We start from the raw sequence: 18,663 nt of genomic DNA on the forward strand, positions 1-18,663 counted from the left end.
CATGAGCGACATCTACGACATCCCGAAGATCCTCAGCGCCCTGCCGCATCGCTATCCGATGCTGCTGGTCGACCGGGTGGTCGCGCTCGACAAGGGCGAATCCATCCGGGCGGTGAAGGGCGTGACCTTCAATGAAGGGTTTTTCCAGGGCCATTTCCCTGGTGCGCCGATCATGCCGGGCGTGCTCCAGATCGAGGCGCTGGCGCAGGCCGCCGGGATCCTCGCGGTGGAGACGCTGGAACTGGCGGGTAGCGGCAAGCTGGTATTCTTCATGGCGATCGAGGGCGCGAAGTTCCGTGCTCCGGTCACGCCGGGCTGTTTGCTTGAGCTGGAGGCGAGCTTTGTCCAGCAGCGTAGCAAGGTGTGCAAGTTTGCCGGCAAGGCGAGCGTTGAGGGCAAGACCACCTGCGAGGTGCAGTTCACCGCGATGATCGCAGACGCACCGGAATAAGTTTGCTTTTTGCGCGTCGTCTCGCTAGGGGCGCGCCTTCTCATTTACAGCTGAGGCGGTCGGAACCGCTTCGAGGCTACGAAGGACCAATGCCATGAAGGCCGATATTCATCCCGATTACCACACCATCACGATCAAGATGACTGATGGCACCGAGTTCCAGACCAAGTCGACCTGGGGCAAGGAAGGCGACACCATGAACCTCGAGATCGACCCGACCAGCCACCCGGCCTGGACTGGCGGTCCGCAGCGTATTCAGGATGGTGGGCGCGTGGCCAAGTTCAACCAGCGTTTCGGCGGCCTCTCGCTCAAGAAGAAGTAAGCGAGCCGCGCCAGCACTGGCGTTTATTCGAAAAGGGCGGCCTCGCGGGGCCGCCCTTTTTCGTTGTCGACTACCAGGCCAACTTCACCAGCCTTCATGCGGCCATTTGCCATCGGGCGATGGCGTGAACCGCAGTGTGCCGGCCAGCAGCCGCATACCCTCGTTATCGAGCTGGTGCTGCTGGCCGTTGTTGACCGATACCTCGGGAAAGTCCTCGTAGGGTCGCACGCCTTCGAGCGTGGCGGCGTTGACCGCGAAAAGGTCGGGATCGGAGCGCGGCTGGTGGAAGCAGTGGATGCCGCAGGTCTTACAGAAGCGGTGCTTCGCCGCGCCTGTGTTGAAGCTGTAGCAGGCGAGCGAGTGCTCGCCTTGCGTGACGGTGACGGCTTCGCGCGGCACGTAGACCATCACCGCACCCTTCATCGCGCAGATCGAACAGTTGCAACGCGAGCCGCGCAGTGTCTCGTCAGGAAATTCCACCGTGAAGCGGACTGCGCCGCAGTGGCAGCGAGCATTTCGGGCCATGGTCATCGGTTAAGCTCTCTCCAGACTGCGGGCTTCCACATGTCGGAAAGTGGATCGATCTGCTCCGCCGCAAGCCGGTCGTTGGGCGGCCAGGGTTCGGCATCGCCGTTGCTGGCGAATGCTGCGTCCCGGGTCTCCGCATCTGGCCACAGGGCAATGGCCACAAGCTCGCCATCTTTGTTCTTGCCTATCAGCGAGCCGAGTCCGCCGCGATTGCCAAGATCGCGTGTCGCCTCGCGCCAGCGGTCGAGAAAGGCGGTTTCGTGTTCGGCGGCAACGCGCCAGCGGTAGATGAAGACGGCCCCGCTCACTCGCTCCATCCCCATGGCTTCTCGCGATACCACTTGGTGATCACGTACTTGACCCCTTTGCGCACCTTCATCCCGTGATGAAGCGTGACCGGGTTGGGGCTGCCATCCTCGCGCCGGTTGTTCCAGCACAGCAGGCGGCCTGTTTCGGGCTTGAAGGTCTTGTCGATGACCTTGAACCGCGTCGCACCCCCGGCCTCGACATGGTTCAGGTATATCATGAAGGTCCAGGTACGGTTGCCCGCGACATTGCAAAACTTTTGAAAGTCCGCGCCATCGGGTTCGAAATAGTCGGTGTGCGGCTTGAATTCCTGCCCCACATCGTAGCGCTGGCCCTGCACCGGCTCGCCATGCGCCGGGTCGATGTGGTTGAGCGCTTGCAGCCGTTGTTCGAGATCGAGCACGGCGGGCTCGTCGGCCGGGAGGTCGCAGGTTTCGCTGGTCCGGAAATAGTTATCGCCATTGGGGTCGGCGATGGTGGAGGGGCGCCGGTCACGCTCGATCAGCGCGATCAACTCCTGACACAGGTCGGGCGGGAGAAACTCGGGAAGCTGAAACAGCGCCAGCCGCGGGTTGGGAACGCGCATTATGCCGGCGGTTTCGAGCAGGATTTCAGGGCTGGTTGCGCCGCATTGAGTCATGGCTTTGCGTGATAGTGCGCGCGGGGCAGGGTTCAAGCATGAACAATTGTCACACCTTTCGCGCAATTTTCGCTTTGCAAAACGGGGAGTGTGTGCAAGAGGCGCTCGCCCGTGCCGAAAGCCGCTTGACCGGCTGGCACAGGGACGTAACAGCCCGTGCATTGATCAATGCCTGGCTGGCATGTGGCGATCGTAGCTCAGTTGGTTAGAGCGCCGGTTTGTGGTACCGGAGGTCGGGGGTTCGAGACCCCTCGATCGCCCCATTTTTCCTAGCATTGCAGGCTCTTGCACTGGGATTCCCTCTATGACTGCGCCCGGCTCTGCCGCCATCTGGACCATGCCCGATTTCGACGAGCACGAACGCGTCGAAGTCATCCACGACCGTGCCTCGGGCCTCACCGCGATTGTTGCGCTGCATTCGACTCACCGTGGCCCCGGCGCGGGCGGCACGCGCTTCTGGCACTATCCGCAGCCGCTGGCTGCGGTGCGCGATGCGCTGCGCCTGTCGCGGGGTATGAGCTATAAGAATGCGCTGGCAGGGCTGCCGCTGGGCGGCGGCAAGGCTGTGGTGTTGCTCGACGAACAGCGGACCAAGACACCCGAGATGCTTGCTGCATTTGGCGATGCGGTCGAGGCGCTCGGCGGGGCCTATGTCACCGCCGAGGATGTCGGCGCGAGCGTGGCCGATATGGAAGCGATCCATCAGCGGACGGAGCACGTGTGTGGCTTGCCCGCTCAACCGGGACAGGCAGGGGGAGATCCCGGTCCCTACACGGCGCAAGGCATCTTTCTCGGCATCAAGGCGGCCGTGCAATATCGGCTTGGCGGCAAGGACATGGACGGCGTGCATGTCGCGGTGCAGGGCTGCGGATCGGTCGGCAGCGGCGTTGCGCGGCTGCTGGCGGGTGAGGGCGCGCGGGTGACGCTCGCAGACATCGACCACGCCCGGGCAGAGGTGCTGGCGGCGCAACTGGGCGGAAGCTGCGTGTCGACCGGCGAGATCATGGAGGTCGGCTGCGATGTGTTTAGCCCCAATGCGCTGGGCGCGATTCTCGATGATGCGACCATCCCGCAGCTCGATTGCACCATCGTCGCTGGCGGCGCGAACAACCAGCTCGCTCGGGCCGAACATGGTGAGATGCTGCGTGAACGCGGCATTCTCTACGCGCCCGACTACGTCATAAACGCTGGCGGCATCATCAACGTGGGCCTCGAATACCTTGCCCGTCGCGCTGGCGAGACTTGCTCGTCTGCCACGGTGATGGAGCGCATTGGCGGGATCGCCCGCACGCTCACAACGATTTGGGAGGAAAGCGAGCGTTCAGGTACAGGCGCGCATGAAGTGGCTGACCGCATGGCGCGCGAGGCCATCGGGCGCGGGGAATAGCCCCGGTTACCCTTGCTCTGCCTGCGCACTAATGCCAAAGGGACGAACCGCTTGATGCGGCCAAGAAGTTGACTTTGTCCGAGAGATGCACGGCTACGCCAACCCCGCCCGGTTTCTAAAAATCGCCCGCTGGTTCACCATGCCCTTGCTGGTGGGCGGTCTGATTGTGACTGCGGCGGCGCTGATCTGGGGGTGGATGTCGTCTCCGCCCGATCGGTTGATGGGCGATTCGGTTAAAATCCTGTTTGTTCACCTGCCCGCTGCCTGGCTTGGGATGGGCGGCTGGACGGCGATTGCGATCGCCAGCTTGGTCGAACTGGTCTGGCGTCACCCGCTGGCGGCGATCTCGGCGCGGGCGGTGGCGGTGCCGGGGGCGGTGTTCGCCTTCCTCTGCCTTGCGAGCGGCTCGATCTGGGGCCGCCCGACCTGGGGCACATGGTGGGTGTGGGACGGACGGCTGACTTCGATGCTGGTCCTCCTGTTCCTCTATCTTGGCTATATCGCGCTCACCAATGCGCTCGCCCGCGAAGGCTCGTCGAGCCGGATCGCCGCGATCTTCGGTCTGGTCGGGGCGATCAACGTGCCGATCATCAACCGCTCGGTGGTATGGTGGAACTCGCTGCATCAGCCGCCATCGATCACGATGGGCAATTCGGCCATCGACCCGGTCTATCTCTATCCGCTGCTCGCCTGCGTGCTTGGCTTCTCGCTTTTGTTCGGCGGCGTGGTCTTCGCCCGGATGCGGGCGATCCTGGCCGATGCGCAGGCCGAGGCGCGTTTGCGGCGCAAGGCTCAGAAGGCCGAGCTGGCCCAAGCCACCCCAGGAGACGCCTGATGCGCGAAACGCTCGACATGATGGACTTTGTCTACGCGGCATATGCGATCTGCCTGATCGGCACGCTGGCGCTGACGGTCTGGAGCTTCGCCACCATGCGCGCGGCGGAAAAGCGCCGCGAGGAGAGCCGCAGGAAATGACCGATAGTGCAACCAAGGGCCTCAAGCCGAAGCATCAGCGGCTGGTGCTGCTTTCGCTCGCGCTGGTGGCGCTGATCGGGGCGGGCTTGCTCGCGGCTTGGGCGCTGCGCAATCAGGCGAGCTATTTTTATCTGCCGAGCGAGATCATCTCCGAAGCGCCCGCGCCCGATCAGGGGGTCCGGCTGGGCGGCATGGTCGAGATGGGGTCAATCGCGGAGCAGCCAGACGGAACGACAATCCGCTTTATCGTCGAAGATGGTACCGCCGAGGTGCCGGTCAGCTTCACCGGCATCGCGCCGGCGCTGTTCGTCGAAGGCTCGGGCGTGGTGGCCGAGGGCAAGATGGGCGCCGATGGCGTGTTCGTGGCCGATAATCTGCTGGCCAAGCACGATGAGAATTATATGCCCAAAGAGTTGGAAGGGATGACCCGGGAACAGGTCCGCCAGCAGGTGAAAGCGACGCTCGAATGATTGCCGAGATCGGCCTTGCTGCGCTGTGGCTTGCCGCAGCGCTTGCCGTCCTGCAGTTGCTGGGCGGCTTGCTCGGTGCTGGCGAGAACGGCCATCCGCTGGCTGCGCTGGTGCGACCGGCGGCGGCGTTGCAGGCGGGGCTGTGCGGGCTTTCCTTCCTTTGCCTGCTCTATGTTTTCGCGGTGACCGACCTTTCGGTGCTGCTGGTGGCCAACAATTCGCACTCGATGAAGCCGCTGATCTTCAAGCTGGCCGGAGCCTGGGGTAATCACGAGGGCTCGATGCTGCTGTGGGTCACGGTGATGGCGCTGGCTGGCGGGGCCATAGCGCTGATCGAGCGCCGCCTGCCCGAGCGGACCATGCTGGCGACGCTGGGCGCCCAGGCCTTTGTCGGGCTGGGCTTCTATGCCTTCTTGCTGCTGTCCTCCAACCCGTTCGAGCGGCTTACCCAAGCTCCACCCGAGGGCAACGGGCTCAACCCGTTGCTTCAGGACATCGGTCTCGCCTTCCATCCACCCACGCTTTACGTCGGCTATGTCGGCCTGTCGGTGGCGTTCAGCTTTGCGGTGGGCGCGCTGTTGACCCGTGCGGTGACGCCCGAATTTGCGCGCGTCATGCGGCCCTGGGTGCTGGGCGCGTGGATTTTCCTCACTATCGGCATAACAGCTGGCTCTTACTGGGCCTATTACGAGCTTGGCTGGGGCGGCTGGTGGTTCTGGGACCCGGTCGAGAATGCCTCGCTGATGCCGTGGCTGGCCGCGACCGCGCTGCTTCACTCCGCCTCGGTACTGGCCTCGCGCGATGCCTTGCGGACATGGACCATCATGCTCGGCGTGGTCGCCTTTTCGATGAGCATGGTCGGCACCTTCCTCGTGCGTTCGGGTATTCTCACCAGCGTCCACGCCTTTGCGGTCGATCCGGAGCGCGGCAGCTTCATCCTTGCGCTGCTGGCGATCAACATTGGCGGAGCCCTGGCCGTTTTCGCCACCCGCGCCAGCACTGTCTCGGAAGGCGAGCGGTTCTCGCCATTGAGCCGTGAGGGTGCGCTGGTGGTCAACAATGTGATGCTTTCGGCGATCCTCGGCATAGTGCTGCTGGGCACGCTTTACCCGCTGCTTACCGAGGCCTTCGATGTTAAGGTTTCGGTGGGGCCGCCCTATTTCGATCCGGTGAGCGCGATCTTCTTTTACCCGATGCTGGCGGTGCTGGTGATCGGCCCGCTGCTCCGCTGGCGGAAGGATTCCTTCGCCCGCGTTAAGTGGCCGGTGCTGATCGCTGCTGCACTGGGTCTGGCGGTGCTGGTCGCGGTGGCGCTGCTGAGCGATATTTCGTTGCTGGCATTGCTTGGCCTCGCGCTCTCCGTTGCGGTCGCGGTGTCGAGTTTCATGCCGCTGCGTGGGCGTTCGCTGCGGCGGTTGCCGATTGCGGTCTGGGGCATGTGTATCGGCCATTTTGGCCTCGCCGTGGCGCTGTTCGGGATGTCGGCAGACAGCGCGTTCCAGCAGGAGCGGCTTATTGCCTCCAACATCGGTGACGTTGTCGATATCGGCCCGTGGCAGGCGCGGCTTGACGCGGTGAAGCCTGCCGCCGGCCCCAACTGGGTGGCGATGGAGGCCGAAATGAAGGTCGCCTACCAAGGCGGCGAATGGCGCGATGCGCGGCCGCAATCCCGTCATTTCTGGACCCCGCCGCAAGAGACGAGCGAAGTGGCACTGATAACGCGCTGGAACGGCCAGCTGTACGTCGCCATGGGTAACCAGTCGCAGGATGGCCGCTGGCAGCTGCGCCTGTGGTGGAAGCCTTTCGTCACCTGGATCTGGTATGGCGGCTTGCTGATTGCCTTGGGCGGGGCGCTGGCGCTGGTCGGGCGCGTGGTTGGCGATCTGCGCCGCCGTTCCGCCGCGGGCAAGCTGGTCGAGCGTCGCGAAGAGCAGGAGGCACGCGCATGAGGAAAGTCCGCATCGGCCTGTGGGTGCTGGTCGGCATTGCTGCCTTCCTGTTCGGGCTGTTCGCCTATCAGCTGACGCAGCCCAAGGACGAATTCGTGAAGAGCGCGATGATCGGGCAGGAAATTCCCGCCTTCGATCTGCCCGCCGCCACGGCGAGCCGTCCGGCGCTTTCCAGTGCCGATCTGGCCGATGGCAAGCCCAAGCTGCTCAACATCTTCGCCAGCTGGTGCGTACCCTGCGCCGCCGAAGCTCCGCAGCTTGCCGAGCTTGAGCGCGCCGGGGCCACGATCGTGGGTGTAGCCATCCGCGACCGCGAGGAGGACGTGGACCGTTTCCTCGGCGCCTATGGAAATCCCTTTGCGCGGATCGGGCGTGACGACATTTCCGAAGTGCAGCTCTCGCTCGGCTCCTCGGGCGTGCCGGAAACCTTCGTTATCGATGGGCAGGGGCGCATTACCTATCAGCATATCGGTGATATTCGTCCCGAGCAGGTCAGCATGATCCTCGAAGAACTGCGGAAGGCGGGCGCATGAGGCGGCTCGTTGCTTTGCTCGCGCTGATCCTCGTTCTGCCGATGGCCGCGCCGGGTCTGGGGCAGGATAGCCTGCCGCCAGCGCCCTATGCCTATCAGCAGCTTGACGATCCCGCGCTGGAGGCCAAGGCGCAGGACTTGATGATCACGCTGCGGTGCCTCAAGTGCCAGAGCCAGTCTATTGCCGACAGCGATGCGCCTATGGCGGGCGACATGCGCCACCAGGTCCGCACCCGCATTGCTGCGGGTGAAGACCCCGAGCAGGTCCGCGCCTGGCTGGTGTCGCGCTATGGCGACTATGTCAGCTACAAGCCGCATTTGAGCAGCTCCACCTGGCCGCTGTTTGCGATTCCGGTGATCGTGGTGCTGGTGGCGGGCTTTGCCATTTTCCGGCGGATGAGGGCGCGCAAATGACCTGGCTGATCGTCATTGCCCTTGCGGCGCTCGCTTTCGGTGCTGCGGTGTTTCTGTTCAAGCTGAAGAAGGCCCTTTGGTCTAGCCTGCTGGCCGCGCTTGCGGTCGGCTTGGCGGGCTATTCGCTTCAGGCCAGCCCCGGTTTGCCCAGCGCCCCCAAGGCGGCGGGCGCAAACCGTGCTGCGCCGCTGTTCGACGTGGTCGAAGTGCGCCGCGACTTGCTCGCCAGCGATGAGCGCTCGCGGGCTGACTTTATCGTGACTGCCGATGCTCTGGCGCGCGAGGGGCGTTATCAGCAGGCGGCGCAATTGCTGGCCTCGGTAACGCGTGACAATCCGCAGGATTTCGAGGCCTGGATTGCCGAAGGCAACGCGCTGGTCGAACATGCCGACGGCGTGCTGACAGTGCCGGCGCTCTATGCCTACCGCCAGGCGGCTGAGCTGAAGCCGCAGCATCTCGCGCCGAACTACTTTTTGGGCGTGGCGCTGATCCGGCAGGGACGGTTTCTGGAGGCGCGGCAGGTCTGGGCCGATTCGCTTGCCGCCGCGCCCGAAGGGGCCGTTGGACGCGAGATCGTCGGTCAGCAGCTTGAACGTCTCGATGCGATGCTGGCCGCCGTGTCGCAGATGGAAGATGCCCCCGCACCGCCGCCCCCCGCAGCGCCCGAACCGTCCGGGCAATAGACACATGGTCTGCCCGCGATTGCACGGGGTTTGCCACGCTGCTAAGCGGCGCGCTTCGCAATTGCACACAAGCGACATGAGTCGAAATCCTCGATGAGCGTAGCCGGGTCCGACCGCACCAGTGCCAAGCTGAAACTCGCCGTCGGTGCCGTGGGCATCGTGTTCGGCGATATCGGCACGTCGCCGCTGTATGCTTTCCGCGAGACGTTTCGCGGCGCACACCATTTGCCGATCGACGACATGCACATCTTCGGCGTGATCAGTCTGATCTTCTGGTCGATGACGATCGTGGTGTCGCTGCAATATGTCACCATCCTGATGCGGGCAGATAACAAGGGTGAGGGCGGGTCGCTGGCGCTGGTTGCGCTGCTGTCGCGGCATATCGGGCAGTCGAAACATGGCTGGTTCGTTGTGCTGCTAGGCGTGGCGGCAACAGCGCTGTTCTATGGCGATTCGATGATCACCCCGGCGGTCTCGGTGCTTTCGGCGGTCGAGGGGCTGACCGTGGTCGACAGCCGGCTCGACGACCTCGTTATCCCGATCGCGCTGATCCTGCTGATTGCGCTGTTCGTGCTGCAAAAGCGCGGGACGGCCAAGGTCGGCGCGATGTTTGCTCCGGTGATGGGGCTCTACTTCTTCGTGCTGGCGGCGCTGGGCATCTGGTACATCGTCCAGAGCCCGGAAATCCTCTGGGCGCTGAACCCCTGGTACGCCTACCAGTTCTTCGTCACCGACAAGTGGTTCGCTTTCCTTGCGCTGGGCTCGGTGGTGCTGGCGGTTACGGGTGCCGAGGCGCTTTATTCCGACATGGGCCACTTCGGGCGCGGTCCGATGCGGCTGTCGTGGTTCGGCTATGTGATGCCGTGCCTCTTGCTCAACTACTTCGGGCAGGGCGCGATGATCATCGGGCTGGGCGATGCGGCGGCCGAGGATGCGATCCTCAACCCGTTCTTCTATCTTGCGCCCGAAGCCTACCGCCTGCCGCTGGTGATTCTGGCCACCTGCGCCACCTTCATCGCCAGCCAGGCAGTAATCTCCGGGGCTTTCTCGATCACGCATCAGGCGATCCAGCTCGGCTTCGTGCCGCGCCTGTCGATCCGCCACACCAGTGACGAGCATCACGGGCAGATCTATATTCCGGTCATCAACTGGGCACTGATGTGCGGGGTGATCCTGCTGGTCCTGTTCTTCCAGAAGTCGTCCAACCTCGCGAGCGCCTATGGCATTGCCGTCACCGGCGCGATGACGATCGACACGTTGTTGATGGCCGTGCTGCTGATCGGGGTGTGGAAATGGAAGTGGTGGCTGGCAACGCCCGTGGTGCTGGTGTTCCTGCTCGTCGATGGGGCTTACTTTGCCGCCAACCTTACGAAGGTGGCTGACGGCGGCTGGTTCCCGTTGATGATCGGCGCGGTCGCATTCACGCTGCTCACCACCTGGTCGAAGGGGCGCAAATTGATGCGGCAGCGGATGAGCGAGTTCTCGCTGCCGCTGGATATCTTCGCAAAGTCCGCCCGGTCGAGCACGGCGCGGGTGGAAGGCACAGCGATCTTCCTCGATTCGGCTACGGCGGGAACGCCCTCGGCGCTGCTGCACAACATCAAGCACAACAAGGTGTTGCATGACCGGGTGGTGGTGCTGACGGTGAGAATTGCCGACACGCCCTATGTCGATCCGGATGCGCGCGTCGATGTGATGGAGCTTGGCGACGGGTTCTATCGCGTCACGCTGCATTATGGCTTCATGGAAGAGACCAACATTCCGGCGGTGCTCGACAATCACCGTATTTGCGGCGGGCCGTTCGACATGATGAAGACGAGCTTCTTCCTCTCGCGGCAGACGCTGCTGTCGGCGGACAAGCCGGGCATGGTGGTGTGGCGCGAGAAGCTGTTCGCCTGGATGATGCGCAACTCGACCACCGCGATGGAATTCTTCGGCCTGCCTACGAACCGCGTGGTGGAACTGGGCAGCCAGGTGGAAATCTAGCTGGCGCCAGCGCGGCGCGATCGCTTGACGAAGTTGACACCATCGCTGTGCTCGAAGGTCGCGATTTTCCGCAGAAATGCTGAGCTTCGCACGGCTGCGGCGAAGTTGACAGTCGTGGCGGATCTGCGCGGCGGCAGATGAGGGTTAGGGGGGAGATTATACATATCCGCCAAGCACCTCCCAGCCTTTGTAGGAAAGTTTACAGCTGGATGACATCACCCTGATCCACCTTGCTCCTCCCGAGAGGAGAGGAGCAAGGTGGATCAGGGGCATGTCATCAGACTCTAATCGTGCGGCGGGTTCTGCACGACTTCTTCTTCATCCCCGAGTGACAGTCCGTGCTTCAAGAGCATGGGAATCTGGGTGAAGGTGAACAGGAAAGAGAGCGGCATGAACAGCCAGAGTTTCGCCGCCAGCCAGGCTTCGAAGCTGATCGTGTAGATCAGCACCGTGTTGAGCGCGGCGAGGAACAGGAAGAATACGCCCCAGTTGCGTGACAGCTTCAGCCAGCCCTCGTCGGTCAGCCCCTCGAACGCCGTTTCGAGCAGCACCTTGAGCAAAGCTTTGCCCTTAAGCCAGCCACCCAGCAGCATGACACCAAAGCCGAGGTAGATCACGGTCGGCTTCCACTCGATGAAGCGTTCGTCCTGGAAGTAGATCGTCAGCGCGCCGAAGCCGACGATCAGCACCGTCGACAGCCACAGCATCGGGCTGATCTTGCCCAGCCGCAGCTTGCTCACCGCCAGCGCCACCAGCGAGGCGACGATGAAGGCCCCGGTGCCTTTGACCACAGCGAGGATTTCGCCCGCTGCATCTTCGCCATCGGGCGAGAACCATTTGTAGGCGAGGAAGAACACCAGCAGCGGGCCGTAGTCGACCGCGACGTTGAGCCAACCGCTGGCGGATTTTGTCTTCGGGGCTTGGGTGGTCATGCTTTTACCAACAATCTCTGATCCGCTCATCCTGAGCTTGTCGAAGGATTGCCCTTTCTTCTGCCTGAAGCGCTGAAACAAAAGCAGCGCTTCGACAGGCTCAGGGCGAGCGGGTGTGTGTACTCAAATCAACCTCAGGCCACTCCAGCAATCACGCGAGCGACGAGATCAGGATCGAACGGGCGCAGGTCGTCGAGTTTTTCGCCGACGCCGATAGCGTGAATCGGCAGGCCATATTGCTCCGCCGCCGCCACCAGCACGCCGCCGCGCGCGGTGCCGTCGAGCTTGGTCATGATCAGGCCGGTGACGCCCGCCACCTCCTTGAATATCTCGATTTGCGACAGCGCGTTTTGCCCGTTGGTGGCATCGAGCACCAGCACCACGTCGTGCGGTGCCTCAGGGTTGAGGCGGCCGAGGACGCGGCGAATCTTGGCCAGCTCGTCCATCAGCTCGCGCTTGTTCTGGAGCCGTCCGGCGGTATCGACCACAAGGGCGTCTATCCCGGTGTCGGTCGCCTGCTTCACCGCATCGAACACGATGCTCGCCGGGTCGCCGCCTTCGGGGCCGGTGATGATGGGGGCACCGATGCGCTCCGCCCAGACCTTTAGCTGGCCAATGGCGGCGGCACGGAAGGTGTCGCCCGCGGCCAGCAGCACGCCGTAGTCGTCCTCCTGAAACCAATGAGCGAGTTTGGCGATGGTGGTTGTCTTGCCGGAGCCGTTGACCCCGATCACGAGGATCACCTGCGGGCGCGGGAAGGCCGTCACCTCCAGCGGCTTGGCGACCAGGCGCAGGATCGCGGCAATTTCCTCGGCCACCGCCTCCTTCAGCTCCTGCTCGGTGATGGTGAGGCCGAAGCGTTTTTCGGCCAGCTTGGCACGGATGCGTGCGGCAGCCGAGGGGCCGAGGTCCGAAAGGATCAGCGCATCCTCGATCTCGTCGAGCGTGGCATCATCAAGCGTGGCCGAGCCGACCACCCCGGTGAGATTGTCGGCAAGGCGTTCGGAGGTCTTGCGGAAGCCGCCGAACAGCTTCTGCGACCAGGACGGAGCGCTATCGGTCAAACCAGCAGGCCTTCTGTCACTTGGGTGGGAGTTATGGCGATAATCGTGCCGCGCGCGGTGCCTTGGGGTAGCTGCACACGGGCGAAGTTGCCAGCATAGCCGGTGCCGTCGCTTTCGGTAAGCACAGAGAGCTGTTCGCCAACAAGACTTGCAAGCCAAGCGCCGCGGGCGTTGGCGACCGCCTCACGCAGTTCTGCCGCGCGCTGGCGGATCACCGGCTTTTCGACCTGTGGCATGAGCGCGGCAGGGGTGCCGGGGCGGGGCGAATAAGGAAAGATGTGGCCGTGGACGACCGGCAGTTCGGCAATGATCGACAGGTTATCGGCATGATGCGCATCGGTCTCGGTAGGAAAGCCGGCGATGATGTCGGCGCCGACGGCGATTTCGGGCCGCGCGGCCTTGAGTCGGGCCACCAGATCGAGCGCCTGCGCGCGGCTGTGGCGGCGCTTCATGCGCTTGAGAATGAGGTCCGCCCCGTGCTGCAACGATAGGTGAACATGCGGCATTACGCGGGGCTCGTGGGCGATTAGGTCGAACAGGTCGCTGTCGATCTCGATCCCGTCGAGCGAGGACAGCCGCAGCCGCTGGAGCTGCGGGAAGGCATCGAGGAGGGCGCGCACCAATGTGCCGAGCGCAGGAGAGCCGGGCAGGTCATGGCCCCAGCTGGTTAGGTCGACCCCGGTCAGCACCACCTCGGGCGCGCCCTGGGCGAGGTGCTGCTCGACCTCGCTTAGCACTTGTGCAACGCTTAGCGAACGGCTCGCGCCGCGTCCTTGCGGGATGACGCAGAAGGTGCAGGCATGGTCGCAGCCGTTCTGCACCGCGATAAAGGCGCGGGTATGCAGTGCGGGCGGGGTGCGTTCGGGCTCGGGCACGTTCCAGGCGCGCGCGTCGAGCTTGTCGGCATTGGCGATCAGCCCGTCGACCTCGGGCATTGCGGAAAGTTGCTGGCGCTCGATATCGGCCGCGCAGCCGGTGACGAGCAGGCGCGCATCGGGATTGGCGCGCCGCGCGCGGCGGATCGCCTGCCGGGTCTGGCGTACGGCCTCGGAGGTGACAGCGCAGGAATTGACCACCACCAGATTATCTTCACCCGCCACCAGCGCGCGGATGCGCTCGCTTTCGGCGATGTTCAGGCGGCAACCCAAAGAAATAACCTCGGGAGAAATGGCTTCAGGCGCTGCGTTCAACTGAAGTCGTCCCAGGCGAAGCTGCCGCGAAAGCTGACCGTGGCGGGGCCGGTCATGGTGATGCGGTTGTCCGCGCCCCAGCCGATCCGCAGTTGGCCGCCGGGAAGGATGACCGTTACTTCGCGATTCGTGAGCCCGCGCCGCATCGCCGCAATGGCCGTGGCGCAGGCACCGGTGCCGCAGGCGCGGGTAAGGCCCACACCGCGCTCCCACACGCGCAGGCGGACCGTTTCGCGGTCCACCACGGTGGCGACGTTGACGTTGACCCGCTCGGGGAACACGGCGTCGTGTTCGATTTGCGGGCCAAGCTGGTCAAGCGGAACCGCGTCGCAATCGGGCACGAAGAAGATCGCATGGGGGTTGCCGACGTTGACGGCGGCGGGTTGCTCCAGTTCATCCCAGCCGAGCGGCATCGTGAGCGTATCCATCGCATAGGCGAGCGGGATGGCGTCCCAGTCGAAACGTGGCTCACCCATATCGACGCTGATCCCCGCGCTATCGGGGCGGGTAGCGATGGTGCCACCGAGCGTTTCCAGCGTAGCAGGTTCGCCCACCAACAGGCCGACCGCGCGGCTGGCATTGCCACAGGCTTCGACCTCGCCGCCATCGGCATTATGGATGACCATGCGGCAGGTGGCGCTGGCGCTGGGCTTCAGCAGGATGAACTGATCGCAGCCGATCCCGATATGGCGGTCGGCCAGTTGCCGCACGCGCTCGGCATCGAAAGCGGGCAGGCAATCGGCGCGGTCGTCGATGACCACGAAATCGTTGCCCAGTCCGTGCATCTTGGTGAACTCTACGCGCATGTCCGGGCAAGTAGGGCGCGCGCCGCCCGGTGGCAATGGCTGTGCCTGCGCGAGCCCATTCAGCTCACGAGCCGGTCTCCGAACGGATGAGCGAGCGGCGCGGTGCGGTCAGTAGTTACAGACGCCGCCGGTTTGCTTGCGGAAACTGAATCTTCCACACCTTTTGGCAGCTCACCTCGCGACAACCTTGCGCGGGTAGCCGCAGCGTCTTCGGGCCGGCCATAAAGATAACCCTGACCCTTGAGCTTGCCTAAGGACTTGAGCGCCTCGAGCACCTCGGGTGTTTCGATCCCTTCGGCGGTAATCGGAAGGTTCATTCCGTTGCCGAGCAAGACAATCGCCTCCACCAGCTCTCCGCCCTCTGGGCTTTTGGCCAGTTCGGCCACAAAGCTGCGGTCGATCTTCAGGCGGTCAAACGGCAGGTTGCGCAGTTGCGCGAGGCTTGCATAGCCGGTGCCGAAATCATCGAGGCTGATCTTGATGCCCTGGTTCTTGAGGCTGATGGCCATGGCGCGCACGGAAGGCAGATTCTCGTGCAACGACGTCTCGGTGATTTCTACTTCGAGCCGCGTCGGCGGAAAGCCGGTTTCCACCAGCAGTTGCAGCAGGCGCTGCGCAAAGGCCGGGTCGCGCATCTGGATTGGCGAGATGTTCACCGACAGCGTGAGGTGCGGCGCCCAATCCTTGGCGTCGCGCAGAGCCTGACGGATTAGCGATTCGGAAAGCTGCGCAATCAGCTCGCATTCCTCGGCGATCGGAATGAATACATCGGGATTGACGAGGCCATATTGCGGCGATTTCCACCGCGCCAGCATCTCGAACCCAACCAGTTCGCCGGTCCCGATATCGATCTGCTGTTCGTAATAGGGCACGAACTCACCCAGGGCGATGCCGCGGCGGATGGCCCCCTCAAGCTTGTTGCGTAGGCGGAATTGGGTTTCCATTGCCGGTTCGAACCAGAAGTGGCGGTTCCGCCCGCGCTTCTTGGCCTGATACATCGCGATGTCGGCGCGGTGGATCAGCTCTTCGGCTGTCAGGTCCGCTGTCTCGTCCCCTCTATCGTGCGTCGAGGCAATGCCCAGCGAGGTGCTGACTTCTGCCTCGAGCCCCTCGTGCGTGATCGGCTTTTTGACGAGATCGATAATGTTGGCGGCGACCTTCTCCACGCTTTCGCTGGCCTTGCTGCTGTAGGCCATGGCGCAGGCGAACTCGTCACCGCCCATGCGGATCGAGATGCTTCCTGCGGGCAGCGCCGAGCCAAGCCGCTCGGCAACGCTTTGCAGTACACGGTCGCCAAGCTGATGGCCTTTGAGATCGTTAACCTGCTTGAAGTTGTCGAGATCGAGCACCATCACCGCGACCTCTGTTCCGCTGGTCGACGCCTGGGACAGCATCCGGTCGATAGCGGGCAAGCCGGCGCGCCGGTTGAAGCACCCGGTGAGCGGATCGATCTCGGCCAGCTCCTGCGCGCGCTGTTCGGCCAGCCGCCTTTCGCGCACTTCCTCTTTGAGGTCGCTGTAGCGTCGCCAGCCGAAGATCAGCAGGGCGATGTTGAGCAGGACGGCGTTCGAGAGCAGAACGTCGGGCGAATAGCTGTCGGTCATCCAGGAGTGGATGATCTTGGGCATCAGGCTGCCGCCGGTGCCTACAAAAAGGATGATGGCGGCCGTAATGATGCCAAGCGCCACGATATCGTGATCCGCCTTGCCGCTGCGGCGTTCTGCCCGGGGCTTCTGGTCGTGCTGTTGCATAGGCAGCTCTTGTCGTGAGACTCGCATAGTCGAGAGAAGTTTGTGGCGCATCACCTTCAATATCCGGTTAATTGCGCAGAGCCAGGCAACCGTCTAGGGCCACTGGCAAGAATGGAGGGCTAATCTTTGCATCGCTGGCTGATCAAATCGGAACCGTTCAAATACTCTTGGGACGACCTTTTGCGCGATGGCGAGACGGTTTGGGACGGGGTCCGCAACCACCGCGCCGCTAACAACCTGCGCACGATGGAGGAAGGCGATCTTGCCTTTTTCTACCATTCTAACAAGGGTTTGGAGATTGTCGGTATCGCCGAGGTGAGCGAGGCCGGGCTGATCGATCCGACCGATCAGGAAGGCAAGTGGCCAACGGTGAAGTTCAAGCCGGTCGAGCCGGTGCCGAGCCCGGTGACACTGAAGGCGATCAAGGCCAATCCGGCGCTTGAAGGAATCGAACTTGTCCGCCTTGGCCGCCTATCTGTGGCCGAGCTGACGGTTAAGGAATGGGACGAGATCCTCAGTATGTCGAAGGACGCCGCCTAGGCCCGGCGCAACCCGCTTATCGTTGCGCCGCCAGCGCTGAGCTGCTCGATGTCGGTCAGGCAGTGAATGAGGCGCAGGCCATCGTGCTGCATGGCTTCCCTCAGCGCTTCTTCGAAGTCGGCATTGGTGCGGGCCGTCGCACTCCAGGCGCCGTAGCTGCGGCCCATCATGGCAAAGTCCGGGTTGGCGAGGCGAGTCGCGGACACCCGGCCGGGATACTCGCGCTCCTGATGCATCCGGATCGTGCCGTAGGCCGAGTTGTCGAAGACGATCACCAACAGGTTCGCGCCGTGCTGGGCTGCGGTGGCCAGTTCCTGCGCGTTCATCAGGAAGTCGCCGTCACCGCATACCGCCAGCACACAGCGCTCGGGAAAACGCAACGCGGCGGCCACGGCGGCGGGAATGCCATATCCCATGGCTCCGGCAGTGGGGGCGAGCTGCGAAGGGAAGCCCGCATAGGGCCAGTAACGGTGCCACCAGCCCGAGAAGTTGCCCGCTCCGTTGCAGATAATCGAATCGGTAGGTAGCAGCTCGCGCGCAGAGGCCAGCGCGCGGGCCAGATCGAGGGGGAACAGCGCCTCTTCGCGCGGAGTGTTCCATTCGCGCCATTCAGCGTGGGCTTGCGCTCCGGCATCGAAGGTGATGATGCTGCCATCGTCCCACAGCGCGGCGCTTTCGGAGAACTCCGCCGGGTCGGCGCAGATGGCGAGATCGGTGCGGTAGACGCGGCCCAGTTCCTCCGGATCAGGGTAGACGTGGACCAGCACTTGTCCCGCATGGTCGGGCGTGATGAGCGTGTACCCATCGGTTGTCGCCTCGCCGAGCCGCGCGCCGACGACGAGCACCAGATCGGCCTCCTTGATCCGGCTTACCAGCTTGGGATTGGGCCCATAGCCGAGGTTTCCAGCATAGACGGGTGAGGAGGGTGGCAGCGCATCCTGCCGGCGAAAGGCGGTGGCGACTGGCAGGCCGATCCGCTCGGCAAATGTGGTGAAGTGCGTGCGCGCCTTCTCGTGCCAACCCGCGCCGCCAACAATCGCTACCGGAGCGGCGGCATCGCCGATCATCGCCATCAGTGCCGATAGCGCGTCGGGGCAGGGGGGCTGGGCCGGGCGGACCACGGCGGGGCGCGGTGCGGCAGCAATATCGGCCTCGTGCAGCATATCTTCGGGCAGGGCCAGCACGACGGGGCCGGGGCGGCCCGCGATGGCGGTCGAGCAGGCGCGGGCGACATATTCGGGAATGCGCGCGGGATCGTCGATCCGCGAGGCCCACTTGCAGATGGGCCCGAAGAAGGCGGCGAAGTCCATCTCCTGAAAGCCCTCGCGGTCGCGCATGGTGCGATCCACATCACCGATGAACAGGATCATCGGCTGCGAATCCTGCATCGCCACGTGGACTCCGATGCTGGCGTTGGTGGCACCCGGGCCGCGGGTGACGAATGCCACGCCCGGCTGCATCCGCATGGCGCCATCGGCGCAGGCCATGAAGGCAGCGCCGCCCTCTTGCCGGCAGGTCACTACATCTATGGCGTCGCCATCGGCCAGCGCGTCGAGCACCGGCAAGAAGCTCTCGCCGGGGACGGTGAACACGCGGTCGCAGCCCTGTTCGGCAAGGCAGGCGACGAGCAGCTGGGCTGCGGTGAGCGGGCTGTCGGCAGGCAGTTTCATCTGCAACGGGCTAGCGCGGCAGATCGGGCTCCGCAAGCAAGGCCATCTTCGCCAACCTGTCCCCTCT

General features: G+C 63.8%; 21 protein-coding genes and 1 tRNA gene. 13 read left to right on the forward strand and 9 right to left on the reverse strand.

The window, feature by feature from the left end:
- Position 1 precedes the first annotated feature (1 nt).
- Complete coding sequence (gene fabZ / locus E0473_RS00770) at positions 2-451, forward strand: 3-hydroxyacyl-ACP dehydratase FabZ (protein ID WP_137678969.1); 450 nt, start codon at positions 2-4, stop codon at positions 449-451.
- 94 nt (positions 452-545) lie between these two features.
- The gene (gene rpmE / locus E0473_RS00775) at positions 546-773 is read left to right on the forward strand and encodes a 50S ribosomal protein L31 (protein WP_137678970.1); all 228 of its coding nucleotides are present in this window, start codon (positions 546-548) and stop codon (positions 771-773) included.
- A gap of 84 nt (positions 774-857) precedes the next feature.
- Here rpmE and E0473_RS00780 read toward each other — a convergent pair whose 3' ends face one another.
- The 3 genes from E0473_RS00780 to E0473_RS00790 are packed head-to-tail and all read right to left on the reverse strand — an operon-like array spanning position 858 to position 2,247.
- Entirely contained in the window at positions 858-1,304 is a 447-nt protein-coding gene (locus tag E0473_RS00780) for a GFA family protein (protein WP_137678971.1), read from the reverse strand.
- The gene (locus tag E0473_RS00785) at positions 1,301-1,609 is read right to left on the reverse strand and encodes a hypothetical protein (protein WP_137678972.1); all 309 of its coding nucleotides are present in this window, start codon (positions 1,607-1,609) and stop codon (positions 1,301-1,303) included. Before E0473_RS00785 ends, E0473_RS00780 begins: the two co-directional genes overlap by 4 nt.
- Positions 1,606-2,247, reverse strand: a complete 642-nt coding sequence (locus E0473_RS00790; RefSeq protein WP_137678973.1) for a prolyl hydroxylase family protein — start codon at positions 2,245-2,247, stop codon at positions 1,606-1,608. Before E0473_RS00790 ends, E0473_RS00785 begins: the two co-directional genes overlap by 4 nt.
- A gap of 186 nt (positions 2,248-2,433) precedes the next feature.
- On the opposite strand from E0473_RS00790, the gene E0473_RS00795 reads away from it, so the two are divergent.
- The 10 genes from E0473_RS00795 to E0473_RS00835 all read left to right on the forward strand — a co-directional run bounded on the left by E0473_RS00795 (position 2,434) and on the right by E0473_RS00835 (position 10,643).
- Positions 2,434-2,510: transfer RNA gene (locus tag E0473_RS00795), tRNA-His, on the forward strand.
- A 41-nt stretch (positions 2,511-2,551) separates the two neighbouring features.
- Positions 2,552-3,634 (forward strand): Leu/Phe/Val dehydrogenase, encoded by a 1,083-nt coding sequence (locus E0473_RS00800; RefSeq protein ID WP_137678974.1) that lies wholly within the window; start codon positions 2,552-2,554, stop codon positions 3,632-3,634.
- 85 nt (positions 3,635-3,719) lie between these two features.
- Positions 3,720-4,469, forward strand: a complete 750-nt coding sequence (ccmC, locus tag E0473_RS00805; RefSeq protein WP_137678975.1) for a heme ABC transporter permease CcmC — start codon at positions 3,720-3,722, stop codon at positions 4,467-4,469.
- A complete protein-coding gene (locus E0473_RS15480) occupies positions 4,469-4,609 on the forward strand; it encodes a hypothetical protein (protein WP_162848934.1) in 141 nt (46 codons plus the stop codon). Before ccmC ends, E0473_RS15480 begins: the two co-directional genes overlap by 1 nt.
- On the forward strand, positions 4,606-5,079 hold the full coding sequence (gene ccmE, locus E0473_RS00810; RefSeq protein WP_137678976.1) for a cytochrome c maturation protein CcmE: 474 nt from the start codon (positions 4,606-4,608) through the stop codon (positions 5,077-5,079). The genes E0473_RS15480 and ccmE overlap by 4 nt, the downstream gene beginning before the upstream one ends.
- Positions 5,076-7,028: a heme lyase CcmF/NrfE family subunit gene (locus E0473_RS00815; protein ID WP_137678977.1), complete on the forward strand. Its 1,953-nt coding sequence runs from the start codon at positions 5,076-5,078 to the stop codon at positions 7,026-7,028. The genes ccmE and E0473_RS00815 overlap by 4 nt, the downstream gene beginning before the upstream one ends.
- On the forward strand, positions 7,025-7,561 hold the full coding sequence (locus E0473_RS00820; RefSeq protein WP_137678978.1) for a DsbE family thiol:disulfide interchange protein: 537 nt from the start codon (positions 7,025-7,027) through the stop codon (positions 7,559-7,561). Before E0473_RS00815 ends, E0473_RS00820 begins: the two co-directional genes overlap by 4 nt.
- Positions 7,558-7,974 (forward strand): cytochrome c-type biogenesis protein, encoded by a 417-nt coding sequence (locus tag E0473_RS00825; protein ID WP_137678979.1) that lies wholly within the window; start codon positions 7,558-7,560, stop codon positions 7,972-7,974. The genes E0473_RS00820 and E0473_RS00825 overlap by 4 nt, the downstream gene beginning before the upstream one ends.
- On the forward strand, positions 7,971-8,657 hold the full coding sequence (locus tag E0473_RS00830; protein ID WP_137678980.1) for a tetratricopeptide repeat protein: 687 nt from the start codon (positions 7,971-7,973) through the stop codon (positions 8,655-8,657). Before E0473_RS00825 ends, E0473_RS00830 begins: the two co-directional genes overlap by 4 nt.
- Before the next feature lie 93 nt (positions 8,658-8,750).
- The gene (locus E0473_RS00835; protein ID WP_137678981.1) at positions 8,751-10,643 is read left to right on the forward strand and encodes a potassium transporter Kup; all 1,893 of its coding nucleotides are present in this window, start codon (positions 8,751-8,753) and stop codon (positions 10,641-10,643) included.
- A gap of 284 nt (positions 10,644-10,927) precedes the next feature.
- Here E0473_RS00835 and E0473_RS00840 read toward each other — a convergent pair whose 3' ends face one another.
- The 5 genes from E0473_RS00840 to E0473_RS00860 all read right to left on the reverse strand — a co-directional run bounded on the left by E0473_RS00840 (position 10,928) and on the right by E0473_RS00860 (position 16,386).
- Positions 10,928-11,575, reverse strand: coding sequence for an inner membrane-spanning protein YciB (locus tag E0473_RS00840; RefSeq protein WP_137678982.1), 648 nt, complete (start codon positions 11,573-11,575; stop codon positions 10,928-10,930).
- Between the two features lie 134 nt (positions 11,576-11,709).
- On the reverse strand, positions 11,710-12,639 hold the full coding sequence (gene ftsY / locus E0473_RS00845) for a signal recognition particle-docking protein FtsY (protein ID WP_137678983.1): 930 nt from the start codon (positions 12,637-12,639) through the stop codon (positions 11,710-11,712).
- Positions 12,636-13,808: a MiaB/RimO family radical SAM methylthiotransferase gene (locus E0473_RS00850; RefSeq protein WP_137679993.1), complete on the reverse strand. Its 1,173-nt coding sequence runs from the start codon at positions 13,806-13,808 to the stop codon at positions 12,636-12,638. The genes ftsY and E0473_RS00850 overlap by 4 nt, the downstream gene beginning before the upstream one ends.
- A gap of 17 nt (positions 13,809-13,825) precedes the next feature.
- A complete protein-coding gene (gene dapF, locus E0473_RS00855) occupies positions 13,826-14,635 on the reverse strand; it encodes a diaminopimelate epimerase (protein WP_137678984.1) in 810 nt (269 codons plus the stop codon).
- A gap of 59 nt (positions 14,636-14,694) precedes the next feature.
- The gene (locus E0473_RS00860; protein ID WP_137678985.1) at positions 14,695-16,386 is read right to left on the reverse strand and encodes a putative bifunctional diguanylate cyclase/phosphodiesterase; all 1,692 of its coding nucleotides are present in this window, start codon (positions 16,384-16,386) and stop codon (positions 14,695-14,697) included.
- A 126-nt stretch (positions 16,387-16,512) separates the two neighbouring features.
- On the opposite strand from E0473_RS00860, the gene E0473_RS00865 reads away from it, so the two are divergent.
- Complete coding sequence (locus E0473_RS00865; RefSeq protein ID WP_137678986.1) at positions 16,513-16,926, forward strand: EVE domain-containing protein; 414 nt, start codon at positions 16,513-16,515, stop codon at positions 16,924-16,926.
- On the opposite strand, the gene E0473_RS00870 is transcribed toward E0473_RS00865, so the two are convergent.
- Positions 16,923-18,596 carry a thiamine pyrophosphate-dependent enzyme gene (locus tag E0473_RS00870; RefSeq protein ID WP_137678987.1) on the reverse strand — a complete coding sequence of 558 codons (1,674 nt, stop codon included), beginning with the start codon at positions 18,594-18,596 and terminating at the stop codon, positions 16,923-16,925. The genes E0473_RS00865 and E0473_RS00870 overlap by 4 nt on opposite strands.
- Positions 18,597-18,663 lie beyond the last annotated feature (67 nt).

This window comes from Aurantiacibacter suaedae, assembly GCF_005434915.1.
GTDB lineage: Bacteria > Pseudomonadota > Alphaproteobacteria > Sphingomonadales > Sphingomonadaceae > Alteraurantiacibacter > Alteraurantiacibacter suaedae.